The organism is Prevotella sp. khp7 (assembly GCF_900109055.1).
In the GTDB taxonomy this organism is placed as follows: domain Bacteria; phylum Bacteroidota; class Bacteroidia; order Bacteroidales; family Bacteroidaceae; genus Prevotella.
In genome coordinates this window covers 806,812-824,309 of the sequence record NZ_FOIV01000002.1, presented here as the reverse complement: position 1 = coordinate 824,309, position 17,498 = coordinate 806,812, and the positions used below count along the sequence as shown (strand labels likewise).

The window sequence follows — 17,498 nt, the reverse complement described above, 5'->3', positions numbered from 1 at the left end:
TCTTTCATTAATTAGAACTTAAGCGTAGCACCTACATTAAACGAGCGGTTCACAGGATAATTATAGAAAAGTATACTGCTCTCAGTACCATTGTTGGCTCCACCCTGATGACCAGGACGCTCTGGGTCCATATTCTTTATACCAGTTATTGTCAACAGGTTGTAGGCATTGACATAGACACGCAGGTCTTTCACACCAACTGTTCCTAACCATTTCTTCGGCAGAGAATAGCCCAGCTCCAAAGTCTTCAATCGGATGTAGGATGTATTCTGAATACCTGTTGTACCAATATTAAAGCTATGCCCTGTTGCAGGATAATAGCCAGACACCCACTCTGTATGAGGATTCCAGGGATCGTCAGTCAGTTTCTTGGTATGCCAGCGATCAAGATAGATATCAAGGGCCGCACCGCCATTGAACGGACAAACCTCAGTAAACACCTCATCATACAGATTGTAGATACCAGCAGAACCCTGCCAGTTCATAGAAAGGTCGATACCACGCCAATCGGCAGACAAAGAGATGCCATAGTTGAATACTGGCAGATTGAAAGTGGCAACAGGATGATTATCATTACCATCAACAACACCATCGCCATTCCAGTCTTTATACCAGTAATCGCCAGGAAGTGTGCCTGTACCATAGTTGGTACCAATGGTTGAATGGTGCTGTATCTCGTCATAGCTGCTGAAACGTCCACCTTCTTCGATACTGAACCAGATATCCATATTACGACCACTACGGTTTACATCATACCAGTTACTCATAGAGTTACTGCCCTGATTATTGCTACGTTTATCCCAACGGTTTTTGGCTGCGGAGATTTGGCCCATGACCTGATAGCCCAACTCGCCAATGCGATTTCGGTGATAGAGACTGATTTCCCAACCGAAGGTCATATCACTATTCATATTTTCCAATGGCAGGTCAGCACCTACTGTACCAGGAATAGTACGGTTTGAGCGATCGAGAAGTCCACTACGCTGACGCTTGAACACCTCGAACGTACCACCAAGGAGTCCGTTCCACAGTTCGAAATCAATACCTGCATTGTATAGTTTTGATTTATACCATGTCAGATCAGGATTAGGTATGGCAGTGGGCGTGACACCTGTAGTCAAAGTACCCTCTGTGTAATACCAACCGAAATCGTTATTCAGATTATACCCGACAACAGTTGGAGGATAAGTACCTGCAGCTCCATCATCTCCCATCTCACCATACGACAAACGGAATTTTAAGTTAGACAGGAATGGTACCAGCTTTTTGACAAAGTTTTCCTCACTAGCACGCCAACCTACGAGCACAGAGGGGAAGAAACCCCAACGAGCACCATCAGCCCAGCGAGAAGAGGCATCCTCACGGAACGCCAACTCTGCCAGATACTTCCCCTGATAGTCGTAATTCAGGCGGCCCACCCAAGCTTTACGGGTGATATCGCCAATACCAGAGCTTGAGCCTGCCATACCATCTGTATCACCTGCAAAGAGATACTCAGTCGACAAAAGCATATTACGCTGTGCAGAGAAATTGTCCCACGTGTTATACTGCTCTTCATAAAGCAGCAAGGCACTGACTTTATGGTCGCCAAAGGTACGATCGTAGTTCAGTGACAACTGGAGATCAGTTGAATGACTAGGATCTGTCCAACGTCGCACATACGACTTACCAGAGTTCTGAGGCAGAGAAACCAAGTTTCCCGGCTCATCTATGCCCTTGGTAGAATCGTTAAGACGGTAAAGGTTATATTCCTTCTGGTAGTTATGGTTATCAGTGGTATAATAATCATAGCTATAGAAAGCCTTGGCGCTCAGACCTTTCACATACTTGAAGTCGTACTGCAACGTCAAACCACCATTGAAATTATAACGACGCTCACGTCTGAAACCAGAGTAATCAGAATCTATCTCTGTTACAGGGTTTGCCTCCTCTGTAAAGTCAGGATCCTTAGAAGGATAATCTGTGTTGCCATTCAAATACGGTGTGGCAGTAGGACGATAGGTCCACGCCTTCTTATAAACACTCCAAATATCTGTATAAGGCTGATTCTTCTCGTCCTTATAGCCACTGAGTGAAACAGTGGCTTTAAGACGATCAGTGATGCGAGCATCAACATTTGAACGGAAGTTCCAGCGGTCATAATTCATCGAATGGCTCTTATAACTACCCATCTGCTTCATATAACCGACATTAAAGAAATAGTCGATTTTCTGCGAGCTACCATTCAAAGACACATTGTACTGTTCCTGAGGTGAAGATGTATCAAACATCTCCTTAGTCCAGTTAGTTCCAGTGATACCATGTGAGGTATAGTAGAACATATCCTTATACGATTTCAGTCCATTTCCCAAACGTTGAGGATAGGTATTATTACTGAGGGAGTTGTTAACCTTCTCATTATACAGCATGATATGTTCTGCTGCAGAAGCCGTTTCTGGCAGGTAGAGGAACGACTGCCAGCCATAATTAGCAGAGAAAGTGATATCAAACTTGCCGTTCTTTGTACCTGTTCCATGCTTTGTAGTAACCAGGATCACACCATTTGCAGCACGTACACCATAGATTGCAGCCGATGCATCTTTCAGTACAGACACATTCTCAATCTCATTAGCATCCATGCGTGAGAAATAGGACTGGTCGCGAGGAATGCCATCGACCACAATCAATGGCGTTCCCATACCGCGAATATCAATCTTACTATTAAACTCTCCAGGCTGTGCACTGGACTGTGTAATACGAATGCCAGGAATTTTACCAGCCAGCATGTTAACCGTATTCTCGTTCTTGGTGACAGTCATTTCCTTATTATTTATGGAGGCAACGGCTCCAGTAAGAGTAGCCTTTTTCTGTGTGCCATAACCAACAACCACCACGTCGTCGAGTAAGTGGCTATCTTCTTGCAACATTACATTCAAGCTATTCTTTGAAGCGCTAACCTGCGCATCATGATAACCTACGAAAGAGATCTTCAGCTTTTCTTTAGGAGAAGCCAAGATACTGAATTGGCCATTCATGTTGGTGACGGTCGCCCTATTCGAGCCATTCACACGTATGGTCGCACCAATGACAGGTTCACCGTTAGCATCAGTCACAAGGCCCTTCACCTCACGTTGCTGTGCTAAACCTGGCAAAGCAGCAAGCATACACAATATGATAATAATATATCTTCTCATAATCAATAGGGATTAGTGATTAACGTGAAGCAGGATCGACAACACCTTCAGCAGCACCACGACGATTGATGAAGAGGAATGCAATACCACCATCACCATCACCGATATAACGCTGACCATAAGCATATTCGAAGGCAGCACGGACATGGATACGAAGTCCCCATCCTGGGTATTGACTACCAGTGGTCATCACGCCTGCATCGTTGATATCGATTCCAATCAAATCGTGCCAGTCGCTATATGGAATCCAGTCCCAACCACCAATAATCTCACCATTACAGTTACCACCGAACTGTTCAATCAGACCGGCTTCATCTTCAGGCTTGCCAGCAATATTACGACGGTTTGAAGAAGTGACAGCAGCACCACCAAGATACCAGTAAACGCCCTTAGAGTGCTTAGCATACTTCTGTCCCAAATCACCCAATGCCAGACGGGTTCCGTCGTGGAAGATGATGTCGCCCTGTTCCTTCATCTGAACAGAATAATTACCCCACTGTTCGTGCAGGAATGTCTGTGCGCCACCATGCTGCATGGGGACCTGACTATCGTCACCATCGAATACGGCAGAGAATGCCTTCTGGATATCCCAACTATTCACACCAGGAGCCCAATAGCCAGAACCGTCCTCCGGACAAATTTCCATATGCTCAGAAAGATTGTTGAAACCACCTTTAAAACTGATTTCCTTCAATGGATCATTGAAAATCCAGTTAACCTTCATCTTGACCACGCCATCTATCAGAACATTTACCATAAAACCTTCAGGAAAGTCGCAACCTGGACGACCAGCCAGTGACCATGAACCATTAACAGCAAGACTACTCTTCAAGACATCATAGGCATTGCGTGCATTATCATTCAACTGCTTTGAAGCACTTGCGACCTCGAACGTTACACCCTCGGGCAAATCTGTAAAGAACTCGGCCATATTGAAATCATCCACCAAATCGGTAGGAATAGTAGCTGTCCAATACCAGGTGTCCGTACCTGCAGAAGTCTGTGTTATCTCACTCTTCTGAGCATCAGAAACAGATGCGGCAAAACCATAATCCTCAAGAACCTCAGCTACAAAACTATTGCTATTAACCTGAATACGGAAATAGTTGGAGATATAGGTCTTACCATTCTGTGTAATCACAATATTCACAGCATAAGACTTTCCTTCTTCGGCAGCAGTAGCCTGAACAGGAATGGTTATCATATCGCCACTAATACTAGCACCATCTATCACCTTGAACAAGTCGTTGCTTCCACGTGTCTTCAGCTCATGTGCCTCCTGTATATCGATATAGGCATCATCAAGTGTAGCAAGCTTAGGACTCATCTGGAACATAACATAGATAGTCTGGCCATCATATATCTCCATTCCATCCTCATACTGTGGACTATAGATTAACTGGCAAGCCGCTGCAGCTTTAGGAATGACATACTGAGTACCATTTACAGTAATAATAAAGTTGTTTTCGTTTTCAGTAACAGTCACCTCTGAGCCACTCTTTGCTGGTGGTGTGGTAATCACTTTGCCATCGCTCATAGTCAGTGTCCAAGAACCATCAGCAGACTGAGTTGCACTTACAACCGTAGCACCCACAGCCTCATTAAAGTAACCCTCGATAGCAGTAATGCGTGTTTCGAGGTCATCATTGTCTTTACTACAGGATGAGAAACCTGTTCCTGTTAGCACCATTGCTCCAACGAGGAGCGCATTCAAAAACTTTCTTTTCATAATCGATTGCTTTGATTTAGTTAATGGATAAAAGTCTATTTCGCTGGCAAAGGTAGTTATTATGATCAAATGGTGTTCTTTTTACAGGTCGTTATAAATACACCAGCCACATCTGCCGAATACGTCAGAAGTACGTCAAAATAACAAAGCAGCTGATTATCAAGCAAATGAACTAATATAATCAATCAGGTTCATATCGCGTTCAAGATTAAATTTTTTACGGATTCTATATCGCATTGTCTCAACTCCACGCACAGAAATGTTGAGTAACGGAGCTATTTCCTTCGTAGAAAGATTCATTTTCAGATAAGCACACATCAGTCGTTCGCTACCAGACAGGTCGGGGTGCTTTTGAGAAAGTCGTTGCATAAAGTTATTGTTTACCAGATCAAATTGCTCTTCAAATCGCTTGAGCAACTCATCTCCTTCCATACTCGATTCAATACTGTTATTGATCATCAACAACTCTCGCTTACTTTCTGCCGTATTCGACTTTGAGAGTTTTACTGCCACAGAACGAATACTCTCCTTTAAAGCAAAGAGCGTCTCGTTCTTTCTGGCAACACTAATAATAAGATTAGCTATCTCCTGGTTTTTATGCTTCAATTCAAGATCGATCTTATCTTTTTCCAATTGATCGATTTCAATCTTCATTTCCTTGGTTTTCAGTTCAACCGCCAGATTCTGCTTACGCCACATATAACGACGAGCATATTGATACATCATGAACCCTCCACAACAAAGCAAGAAGATATAAACAAGATTGGCAATCCATGTACGATACCAGGGAGATAAGATTGTGAAAGTAATACTATCAGGCTCTGTAAAATGGTTACCACTACATGCTCGGACCTCAAAAGTGTAGGTTCCTTCAAGAAGATTGCTGTATTCTTTTGACGTCGAGGTAGTAGGTTCAGACCATTCACCATCATTCAGTCTATACTGATAAGTAACACCATCATCAACCTGTAATGCAACGGCACGGAAATCAAAACGGACAGAGTTGTTGTCAAAGCTGATTATCGGTGAAGATTTGAAATGAGTGAAATTAGCACGATACACCACAGAATCCCTTGGTGCAGTTAGCAACATTCGGTGAATCAGCGTACGCACTGACGGCATTTCCACATCTGGTTTATACAGGATAAAACCTGAACTACATGGAATCAGATTAATCTGTTTGTCGAGTTTAATGATATTACCAGAAGCATCCCACATCTCATATAAATCAGAAGGAACATCTGATAAGGAATCTATCCAGACTTTTCTTACCGTTTGATGACTGATCACGGTCTGATATGAGCTATCCAAATGATATATTTCTGCCAGATTCAGATTTCGGTTATACACCGTAAGCTGTTGTTTACCTGTTTGTCGGAAATAGCGACCTGATTCACTTATGCCCTTTATCCGACCTAACGAGCGCCATTCACCATCTAACTTCTCTAAAATACAGATACCATTATACAACCCCACAAACAATCTGTTGTTAGTTCCTTCTTGAGCCACACAGGACCAAGCACCGATGACATCTGTTATTTTGTTAGCTTTTGTCCCGTTAACACAAAAGATGCCCTTGTCATGCAGACAGAACAACTCGTCATGATGACTGTATAAGAACCAAGCAGGTCCACTGGGGCTATCAATCCTATTCAGATGAATGTTCTGACCTTGCAGCACGTGGTCAAGAGGTGTCATAAACAGTCCACGATCCGTTCCAAGATACAGATTATTCTGGAAAACTTGTGCACTATAGCCAATACCATACGACAAACCTTTGCCATAAAGGTGAGAATAGGGGGCGTTCAGAAGGATATAATCAATACCGTAATCCATACCTGCCCACAAATTTCCTAATGCATCAAAACTTATTGAGAGTACGGTATTATTCTGTAATCCATGCATCTCATTATAATTCTTCACCTCTCCCGTAGCAAGATTGATAATGACAATACCATTATGTATTGTTCCTAATGCTACCAAATCACCATTAATAGTTGCGCAACAGATGACACCTTCCTTTAACAGACGGTCGGCGGCTGTTGGAAAAGGCGTAACCGACCGGCCATTATAGTAAAACATTCCATCATTTGAAGTAGTAACAATCATACCTTGTTTATACTTAAACATAGAATTGATACGCATATGATCCAAAACAGTTCCTCCAGTAATAGGCAATAGCCGCTCACCAGCCACCATCTTCACACCATGATCAGTAGCTACATAAATAACACCATCTACCAATATAGAGGCAAATATTTTATCTTTTGATTCAATCATGAAAGGTTCCTTGTGGTGCATAATGAGGATATAATCATCACAGCGCAGATAAAGAACCCCGCTTAATTCGTATATTTCCCATACATTACCTACCTCTCGGAATTTCTTATCAACAGAATCTGATAAACAATGATACTGCAGAACACCGTTTTGACCAACCTCAAAGAAACCATACTCATTTTCTCCACCTACATACACACGATGCTGTTTGGGAAAAACGGCAACGCCTCTTACTTCTGAACGATTATTTAGCATATGTCGCTCCCAACTGACGCCATCATACGTAAGCAATGCACGCTCATTGGCAAAGAAAGTCCAGTTTTCATAAGAAGCAATACGCCAAGTTGTATGGCCACTACCATAGTCTTCAATACCATAGTGACATATGAAAGGAACACCAGCAAAAGTTCCAACGCACAACAATGCAAAAATCCAGAATAAAGTAATAATACGTAGCATTTTAGTCGGTCATTTAATTTTCGAATGCAAACTTACTAATTTATTTTTAATTCAGCATGTATTATATCAAAAAAAACTGTTTGATATGTCCGAACATAGACCATGCACTCGCCTGAGACATCGACACGAATGCTGGCACGGCCATTAGCAGCCTGAATGCGACTGGAGCCAGTAGATGTTCCTTCGTTCTGATGGATATAACCATCGCCAATAAGCGAGAATTCAATCCTGTCCTTCGAATCCAAGCATGGTACACCTTGAACATCACAGATCTGTGCCGTTAGAAGCCCGTTAGCATAACTCAGTTTGATTTGTGCTGGTGCGCCCCATTTCTCGGTCTGATACGTGCAAGTGATTTCGTCAGTAAGCTCGGCTGACACGGCACGTATATGATTAACACCGGCTACCAGCGGCACATGCCAATGGAACCCTTGGGCTGGATAATCACTGATTCGACGCCGTTTTTTGCCACACGACTTGCCATTCACGAACAATTCCACCTCGGGTTGATTGGAATAGACTAGAATTTCTTTTGCCTCGCCCTCGTTGCCCCAACGGATAGGCCAAGTGTGGCCGTAAATATGGAGCATAGGCTTGGTCGACCAATACGACTGGAACACATAATAGCTTTCTTTGGGCGTACCATCGCGCTGACATACGCCTTTCTGGTTGACATAAGGAATCGGATTATTGGGACGCAAAGGGGTGCAAAAATCTTTAAAGGTCCAAAAGGCAGAACCCGTGAGACTATCCATCTGCGCCTGCTCTTTCAAATGCCAATCGAACAAGCGTACAATATAGCTCTCCGACCAGTCACCATTTCTATCTCCCGCCTCGATATCAAAACCGCTCTCGGCATGACGCCCAGCATGGCTGTCACCACCCCACTCGGCATGAAGGAAATGAGGGAAACTCTCGATGGCCGACTGTTCCATGGTGCGGTAGTCGGTAAAACGTTGGGCGTACCAACCCGCCCAGATAGAAGGCGAATAGACATCGACGATGTCGGCACAGAAATCGCATCGTCGGATAGTGGTCTTGCGACTCGGGTCGAGTTGGTGGGCCAAGGTATTCAGCGATGTCATCAACTGTCTGACGCCAACAGTATCGATCTTATCCGAAAAATCGCCAGACCAGTCGTTCTCGTTGCCCAATCCCCAAAGGATTATGGAAGGATGATGCCGGTGCTGAGTAATCATATTGGTCAGCATGCGACGGGCTTGCGCCTGATAGCGTTCGCCACCTACGCCGCCACGACACCAAGGAATTTCCTCCCACACCAGCAAGCCCAGCGAATCGCAAAGCTGCAACACGAGGTCACGCTGTTGGTAATGGCCCAAACGGATAAAATTGGCTCCCATATCTTTAATCTGCTGCATCTCGCGACGAATCTGCTCGTCGGTCATGGCAGCTCCTACACCAGCATGATCTTCATGACGATGCGTACCATTGAGCAGCAAACGCCGACCATTCAGATAAAACGGCCCGTGCGTTTTGAACTCAAATGTACGAAAACCAAAACGCTTCTCGATCAGTTGCTTGCCATAGCGGATACGGGCAGTATAGAGCTGGGGATGGTCGACATCCCACAGCACAGGATGACTGATGACGATAGGCTTGTGGTTGTCGCCCTTGAAAACACGCTTGCCATCAGGAGAAAACAACTCCACTTGCAGGGAATGCTGAGGAGATATGATGACCGTGTTACCATTGACATCAATACGGACATCATCGATATACGTCTCAGGCATATACAACATATTGACTGGGCGATAGAGGCCACCATAGAGACAGAAGTCGGACAAGTTGGATGGTATCATCTGCACATCGCGACTATTATCACAACGAACCACCAATGGCAATGCCCCATTGCCGAAGCGAGTAAGATCGACCGTCCAACGGTCGTATCCACCAATATGTGAGCCCACCAATACCGTATCTACATACACATCTGTTTTCTGGCCAGCTCCCTCAAACTCCAACAGCGTATGACCGTTTGGATATGGATTATCTACCTGCAGTGTGGTGCGATACCAGCCCGTCCCTTGATAGTATTTCACGTCGGAATCGACACCATCCTGCGCATTGTAGCAATGTGGCAGATGGATTGTCTGCCAATTATGCAGTTGGTCTTGACGAGCAAACTGCCAGCTACTTTCGACACGCTGTTTGGGTGGTACAATGGCAGGAGAGAGTTTTCTGATTTTGATGGCCGACAAGCTTTCGTTGGGTTTGAATGTTATGAGCAGATGTCCATCGGTATTATCGACGAAGTAACGGCGACGTACAGCGATTCCACCACTATGGGTATCCTGGCGTCCCAACAGATAAGCACTTGAGGCCTGCGACTTACGGGTATCGACAGATAACTGTTCAACCTCATAACGTCCTATAGGCACATCGAAACGATAAGCCTGCATACCCTCGCGCATGGTTTGGTAGAGCGGTCCATCGTGCGTCAGGAGTATCTCCTTCTGCGTTTGTATAGTCTTGCCGCCGATATAACCCCAACTGCCTTCACGATAAGGTTGGTCGGGCAACCAAGTCAGTCCGGAGGCGTCTGACTGGAAATAGCAGTTGCTACCAACATTTACAGCAATCTCAGCTGACGGCTGACGGTATGTCACTGTTGCCACATCCTCATGAGCCTCTGTAACTGCCCGTAAAGTGTTGACACCATCAGAAAATGACACATCGAATACTGCCCGGCAGTTAACCACCTTTTTCCAACCTAACGACTGCCCATTATGTATCAATTCTATCGTGGGCTGATTAGTATATACCTTGACGGGCATCTTGCGCTCAAACGAACAGCGATCGGACCAATCACGGACAGCAATATGCACTACAGGGCATTGAATCCAGTTAGCTTGAAAATAGTAATACACATCCTTAGGCTGACGAGCGTTAGTAACTAAGCCCTTGTTGTTGATTCGTGGCATCGACTCATCACGATTGGCCGAGGCGAAGTCAATGAAGTTCCAATAAGCCGCTCCACACACATAAGGTGTCTGTTCAATGACCGGCAGATAATGCTCAACGTAGCGCTGTTGATATGCCATTGAGAAATCGAAAGCCACCGCGTTTGTCGGGTTATGCAAACGGAGGTCGCTTCCAGCCCCATACTCACTAACGATGATGGGATGAGTAGGCTGCTGGCGATGCTGGCGCTCAAGGAAACGTTCGAAATCAGTCATATCCGAACCATACCACCCCTGATAGAGGTTCCAACCTACGACCTGCGGGATATCACTCAACCCTACTTTATTATAATCATTACTACTATGAAAAGCCATCACACTGGCACGACTGCTATCTTCCTCGTGTACAACCAGTTCCAACCTTTGGGCCAATGCGAGTGTACGTTGGATGGCAGCATCGAGCAGTCCCCCCTGATAACGGCGCTGCGTCTGAAGTAGAATCTCATTCATATACCCCCAGAGAATAATAGATGTATGACTTTTATGTTGACGAATCATCTCTCGCAACTGGCGCTCGCAGTTTGTTGCAAAAGCCTCGCCTTCAGGCACAATATCCACCACGGGGATTTCTTCCCAGACCAACATACCCTCGCGATCGCACAGTTCGAGCAACGCATCATCCTGTGGATAATGCGCCAAACGTACAAAGTTCACACCCATCTCCTTCATCAGTCGGAAATCACGCCGATGCTGGTCATCGTCAAGTGCGATGCCAAACGGTTTCTGGTCCTGATGGAGACACACCCCATGCAGTTTATAAGGTTTGCCATTCAACAGGAATCCCTTCTCTGCATCGAATGCATACGAGCGGACACCCACCGAGCGCTGCTGACAATCGAATTCCATCTTACCGTTCTTGCTTTGCAGTAGCGTGACTACCTTATATAAATAAGGTGATTCTGGCGACCAGAGATGTGGTTTTGGGGGTAAAGGCAGAACTAGACGCGTGTTCGTACTAGCACGACGATAAGCCTGGGCTATAACATGCCCTTCGGCATCCTGTAATAGGCAGACCACTTGGCAACCATTGGGCACAGAAACTCTACAATCAACAGTGACCTGATGAAGATTGGCTGTAACATTCACTCCATCCACCACATCAAAATGCTGTACAGCCTTCTCTATCAACCACACATCGCGATAGATACCCCCCATGAAAGTAAAGTCGGCTGAAACAGGCGCTATCGTCTCATCGGTATTCGACACTTTTACTTGCAGGGTATTACTTCCTTCTCGTAAATATGGGGTTAGGTTAAATGCGAAAGCGGTATAGCCGCCGATATGCTGACCAATGGGTTGACCATTCACCAACACATCAGCACGTTTGAAGGCTGCATCGAACTTCAGCCAGGTCTGACGACCAGACTGATGCCACACGAAAGAACGTTCATAAGTAAAACACCCCTGACGATAATCCTTCATTATATAAGCATCGGTATTCCATGTATGCGGCAGGTTTATCCTCTGTCCTTCAAACGTCCAACCATCATTGATGGTCTGTGTCAGATGCCCATCACCCATCACAGGCTGTGCATCTGACTTACCAATCAATGAAACAAATAATAATAACAAATATAACCTAACTAACATTTTACCAACTATTACTCTTCTGCACTTACATTTGCTTCTGTTGGCCAACCAGGATTCTGATATATTGGCGAATCACTGATTGTAGCGCCATCAGGAGCGGTTATCAGAAAATGATTAATAGCAATTGGACTCAAATAGTGAGCCATTGTCCAGAAAAGGCCATTGTAATAGAGGCCGGATTCAGCCACTTGATAAGGACGGGTGTAGAGACTCAAAGAAGGCGACGAGATAGTATTCTCCTTGGCACTCTTACCATAAACCAGCAGTTTACTAAAGTCTACCCCAAAAGCCTGCTTATAATCCTCAATCATAGGTCCCCATATCTTACAACCCTCTATTTGGAAGCCATTCAACTGCTCCAAAGCACGCCAACGAATAAGATCATCATAACGGAATCCTTCGCCAATCAACTCACAGCGACGTTCGCGACGGATGTTATAAAGTGTCTTATCTGTCAACAGTTTGCCGGCGCTATAAGCTCCCCAGTCATTCTTTGCTTCCTCGTTCATATCGGTTGCATCGATAGTCTTTTGGAAGTCCTCATCAACATTGGCACGACGACGTAAGGCTTTCCAATAGTTGGCAGCCTTGGCATCCAATTGTCCATGCCGCATATAGTAGGCCTCTATATAGGTAAGATAAGCTTCAGCAGCACGGAAATAGATTGGCGCCGTCTCGTCCTTACCCAGATCTTGATTCTTCAAATCATGTGAAAAACCCTTACCAATAATATAACCAGTGGCACTTGAATACTTCACATCGTCAGAATAAATATTGGGAGTTGCCGAGAAATACTCAGGACTTGGGGTATTAATATAGGTTTTCTTTTCACCAGGAGCTTTCATAAACAGGCGCCAGCGATCATCACGATTCACCTTGGTATCGCCGATACGATCATCACCAGCATAACCGCTACCAGCTGCATAGATAGGTAAACCGTTTTTCATGAGGAACGACTGCTCGAACTGATGCGTATAACCACGGGCATAACCATAATAGATATGATGGAACCAATCGACATAGCTACCCAAATCGCGATCGTAAGGACGATAGAAAAACACCTCTTCAAATTTGCTAGGATCCTTTACAGAAAACATATCGTTATAATCATTTACATCAGCTTCACTCTCCTGAATAATACCACTATTAGGTGTCAACTTGACATTATCGGCAATCTGTTGCGAGGCATCAATGGCCTGATCGAGGAAGAAATTCACCTCTGCCTTGGCCGAACCACTTGGGAACTGATACCCCTTATTATAATCTTTCTGTGCACCAGGCCAACCGTTACCGTTAGGAACAAAAGCCGTTCCAGCAAAATATTTCTCCCACGAAGCCTCAAATAATGCCACACGTGCTTTCAGAACAAGGGCCGCACTCTTGGTCAATCGAGCCTTGCCACCATCGGGATTATTACTCATCAGCGAGACAGCATGGTCAAGATCATTTAAAATAAAACGAGCCACCTCGTTACGAGGCATGCGTTTTGAGGCCTCACTAAGAGAGTCGAGATTATCTGGCAATACAGTCTTGATGATGGGGAAATCCCCCAGCTTACGCAGACGATAAAAATACTGATAAGCACGCAAAAAGTAGCCTTCGCCTATATAATGACGAATAGCCGCATCATTACCAGATATCTGACCTTCAGCATATTTCTTCTCAACATCATTGATAAAGTAGTTGAGAGGATAGATATCTGAGAAGCTCCACTCTCCACCTGATGCAGGCACCTTCCATTCGCCCTTCAGGTAACGGTTGTTCGAACTACGTGTAGTAGAGTTATCAGTGGCATTATCACCGCCATAGAGATTGTTAATACTAGTAAAATTGGCAGAATAGTATCGGATGGTATAAGCTCCCAACTGATCTCCATCTACTAAATAACTCTCGGGTGATACTAACGAGGGCGGTTCGATATCAAGGTAATCGTTGCAACTTGAAACAAGTTCACCCATTGAAAGCAAAATAAGGATGCCAGTTATTAAATTTCGACTAATTGTTTTCATAACTTTCATAACTTTCTTTAGAAATTAACACTTAAACCGAATGCATAGGTCTTTGAAAGAGGATAGACCGTACCATTAGCTTGGCTATTAGATTGATATCCTGCGCCACATGTCTCTGGATCCATTGTATTAGAGAGACCTGTTAAAGTGAACAAATTTTCGCCCGACACATAGATACGTAGATTCTGAAGTCCTATTTTGCTCACTATTTGCTTAGGGAAAGTATAACCAATCTGAAGGTTCTTCAAGCGCATATATGCCGCATTCTGTAGATAGCGAGTCTGCGTCTTATTGTTCTTTGTATTAAAGACTGGACGAGGATAATAAGCATTCAGATTCTCACCAAGGGCATTATCCGAGGTACGGAAATAGTCAAGGTGCTCTTTCATAGCCATCGACCACCATTCGCCGTCTGTTACCCCCCAGAAAGTCATGTTGGTATCACCAGGCCACCAATCACGTTTCAATACTCCCTGAAAAAAAATCTGCAGGTCGATACCTTTCCATGCTGCATCGATGTTTACGCCTGTCATAAAACGCGGAGTAGAGTTACCAATCTTTTTCATATCACCCATATCATCAAGCGCATTACTTCCATTATTAATTTTACCATCCCCATTCAGATCTGCATACATAATATCGCCTGCTGCCCACTGATTACCAAGCGGGCTCTGGTCTACATTTGCCAGATGGGCCTGCATTTCCTCGTCAGTCTTAGCGATGCCAATGGTAGTATAACCATAGATTTCACCAATCAGTTCGCCCTCAATATACTTACTTAGGCTCTTCGTAGGATTGGCATAACGCAGAATCTTTGCCTGCGAATCGCTAATACTCAGTCGTACACCATAGTTAAAATCTTTAATCTGATCGCGCCATCCAATCTGCAATTCCCAACCGAAACTCTTCATATCGGTATTGTTGGTAGCTGGCACACCTGTTCCCAATGTGGCTGGCAATTCGATACCGGGCCCCATCATGTTGGAGGTCTTACGCACGAAATAGTCAAACGATCCAGTAAGACGATTACGGAAAGCCCCCCAGTCAAGACCTATGTTGGTATTCTTAATCTTCTCCCATGTCAAAGATGTCGACACTAATGCTGGTGCACTGGCAGTATTGGGTTTTGCACCATTCAAATACCAGTCACCATTGGCGGCACCTGTAGAAACAGTCTGATAAGTAGGATACCAATTATAAATATTAGCATTAGCTAATGTTCCATACGATACACGTAGCTTCAGCAGATTAATTACATCTTCCAATGGTTTCCAAAAATCCTCGCGAGCAATGTTCCAACCTAAAGAGAATGATGGCGACCATGTCCAACGGTTATCTCGACGGAAGCGTGAAGAACCATCATAGCGGAGATTAGCTTCGAAGAGATAACGCCCATCAAAATCATAGTTCAGACGTCCAAAGAAACCAACGTTGGCCCATTTTTGAACAGCACCGCCCAAACCATAAACAGTTGAGCTGGTTGTCAAATTAAGTACAGGCTGTACGGTTGATATCATATCAGCTCGGTTGGCATTCAGGTCACGATATTGTTGCTGTTCAATCTGCATACCTGCAGTAGCTGCGATATTGTGATTAGCCAACGAGAAGTTATAGTGAGAATATATGTTTGGATTAATATACTGTGACTTATATGAATATTCTGACACCTTATCCTGCAAGGGACCAGTCATCGTGGTAACATAAGTCTGATCTGGATCGCTAGCGTAATGGGCATACACGCGTTTTTCGTCGGTATGGTTCCAGTTATTATCTGTCTTTACATTCAATTCTGCTGTCACATCCCAGTCCTTCATCAGATTCAATGTCAACTTAAGCTGTTGTGACAAACTCTCATTGGTATCAATAGAACGTCCACCATTTTCCAATGCATTGATATAGTTGATATCCGACATCAAATAACCATTAGGATCATACTTCGGACGATTCGGACGTGTACGGCGAAGCATATTATTGTAGAAATCATTATTCATACGTTGGGCACGGCTATAGTGTACACGTGTGTAGCGACTTGAATAATCCAACTTCAAAGCCTTTGTTAACTGAGCAGATATTTTACCTGTCAGGTTATAGCGTTCATTGCTGTCTGTACCATAACGCATAAAACCAGTCTGTCCCAAGAAATTGCCACTTACATAATAACTCATATTATCGTTTCCGCCACTCACACTTACATTGTGTTCCTGAGCTCCAGACCATTTCTTATAGTATTCTTGTAGCCAGTCAACATTTCCCCAAGGATAATCGTACAGCCATTTTCCATTGGTATCGGCAATAACCTGTGTGTTTGGTTCTGCGGGGTTACCATAACAGGTCTCATAAATACGCTCAGCCAGATCGGGCAGTTTGGCACTACCAATATATAAATGCTGACTGTTTTTGTTAAACTGGGCCTGATCAAAATAGTTAATCCACTCCCATGAATTCATCATCTCAGGCATCTTTACTGGCGTATTAAAGCGAAAACTATTGTTGTAATTGATGACAGCTCGTCCACTTTTTCCACTTTTGGTTGTGACAAGAATGACGCCAAAAGGTGCTCTCGATCCATAAATACTCGATGCGGCAGCATCCTTCAATACAGAAATATTCTCAATATCCTGTGGATTGATGGTGTTTAGGTCCCCCTCCATACCATCGATAAGAATCAGTGGCGAGCCACTAGCATAATCGTTACCGTTGGCATCCTTACCAACAGAGCCATTACCACGGATATTTATGGTCTTGGTTGCATTCAACTCACCACCATGACCTGCATTCATGATATTCAGTCCAGGCACAACACCCTGCAAAGCTAGCACAGCACTACTAACGGGATGAGTCTCGATGTCTTTCGCAGAAGCTGTGGCCACAGAACCTGTCAAATTCACTTTCTTCTGTATTCCAAAACCCACGACAACTACCTCGCTTAGTGTTTTGTCATCCTCACGCATCATAATAGTACCATTAGCCTTATCCAAAGATAATATTTTTTCCATATAACCTACATACGAAAAACGTATCATAGCTTCAGGCTTTACATAGTTAAGCGTAAAGTGTCCTTCGAGATCGGTAACTACACCATTCGAAGTACCTTGTTCTACCACACTCACACCAACCATAGGTTCACATGTAACAGCATCTAACACCATTCCCTTGACAGTAATGGTACTTTGTGCCCAGACACATGTCTCAGACAGTAGCCACATGCAGCAAAACAATAACAGCCGCATGCCGATCATTGATAATTTGTTTTGTTTCATAAAACGGTTTTAGTTAA

6 protein-coding genes and 1 pseudogene are annotated in these 17,498 nt (G+C 44.2%); all 7 read right to left on the bottom strand.

Features of this window, described 5'->3' with window-relative positions; translation table 11 throughout:
- Positions 1-11: 11 nt before the first annotated feature.
- On the bottom strand, positions 12-3,173 hold the full coding sequence (locus BMX82_RS06815) for a SusC/RagA family TonB-linked outer membrane protein (protein ID WP_091767191.1): 3,162 nt from the start codon (positions 3,171-3,173) through the stop codon (positions 12-14).
- Between the two features lie 19 nt (positions 3,174-3,192).
- Positions 3,193-4,902 (bottom strand): hypothetical protein, encoded by a 1,710-nt coding sequence (locus BMX82_RS06810; protein WP_143058335.1) that lies wholly within the window; start codon positions 4,900-4,902, stop codon positions 3,193-3,195.
- Positions 4,903-5,061: 159 nt separating this feature from the next.
- On the bottom strand, positions 5,062-7,641 hold the full coding sequence (locus BMX82_RS06805) for a triple tyrosine motif-containing protein (RefSeq protein WP_091767185.1): 2,580 nt from the start codon (positions 7,639-7,641) through the stop codon (positions 5,062-5,064).
- Positions 7,642-7,676: 35 nt separating this feature from the next.
- Complete coding sequence (locus BMX82_RS13195) at positions 7,677-9,860, bottom strand: glycoside hydrolase family 2 protein (RefSeq protein WP_255396571.1); 2,184 nt, start codon at positions 9,858-9,860, stop codon at positions 7,677-7,679.
- 444 nt (positions 9,861-10,304) lie between these two features.
- Positions 10,305-12,044 (bottom strand): annotated as a pseudogene (locus BMX82_RS13190) (glycoside hydrolase family 2 TIM barrel-domain containing protein); the annotation flags it as partial.
- 179 nt (positions 12,045-12,223) lie between these two features.
- Positions 12,224-14,221, bottom strand: a complete 1,998-nt coding sequence (locus tag BMX82_RS06795) for a RagB/SusD family nutrient uptake outer membrane protein (protein ID WP_091767325.1) — start codon at positions 14,219-14,221, stop codon at positions 12,224-12,226.
- A 17-nt stretch (positions 14,222-14,238) separates the two neighbouring features.
- Positions 14,239-17,481, bottom strand: a complete 3,243-nt coding sequence (locus BMX82_RS06790; protein ID WP_091767179.1) for a SusC/RagA family TonB-linked outer membrane protein — start codon at positions 17,479-17,481, stop codon at positions 14,239-14,241.
- Positions 17,482-17,498: the final 17 nt, after the last annotated feature.

What these genes read in the sequence shown, in the direction of transcription:
- BMX82_RS06815 (WP_091767191.1), bottom strand. Translation starts at nt 3,173, where the DNA reads ATGAGAAGATATATTATTATCATATTGTGTATGCTTGCTGCTTTGCCA.
- BMX82_RS06810 (WP_143058335.1), bottom strand. Translation starts at nt 4,902, where the DNA reads ATGAAAAGAAAGTTTTTGAATGCGCTCCTCGTTGGAGCAATGGTGCTA.
- BMX82_RS06805 (WP_091767185.1), bottom strand. Translation starts at nt 7,641, where the DNA reads ATGCTACGTATTATTACTTTATTCTGGATTTTTGCATTGTTGTGCGTT.
- BMX82_RS06795 (WP_091767325.1), bottom strand. Translation starts at nt 14,221, where the DNA reads ATGAAAACAATTAGTCGAAATTTAATAACTGGCATCCTTATTTTGCTT.
- BMX82_RS06790 (WP_091767179.1), bottom strand. Translation starts at nt 17,481, where the DNA reads ATGAAACAAAACAAATTATCAATGATCGGCATGCGGCTGTTATTGTTT.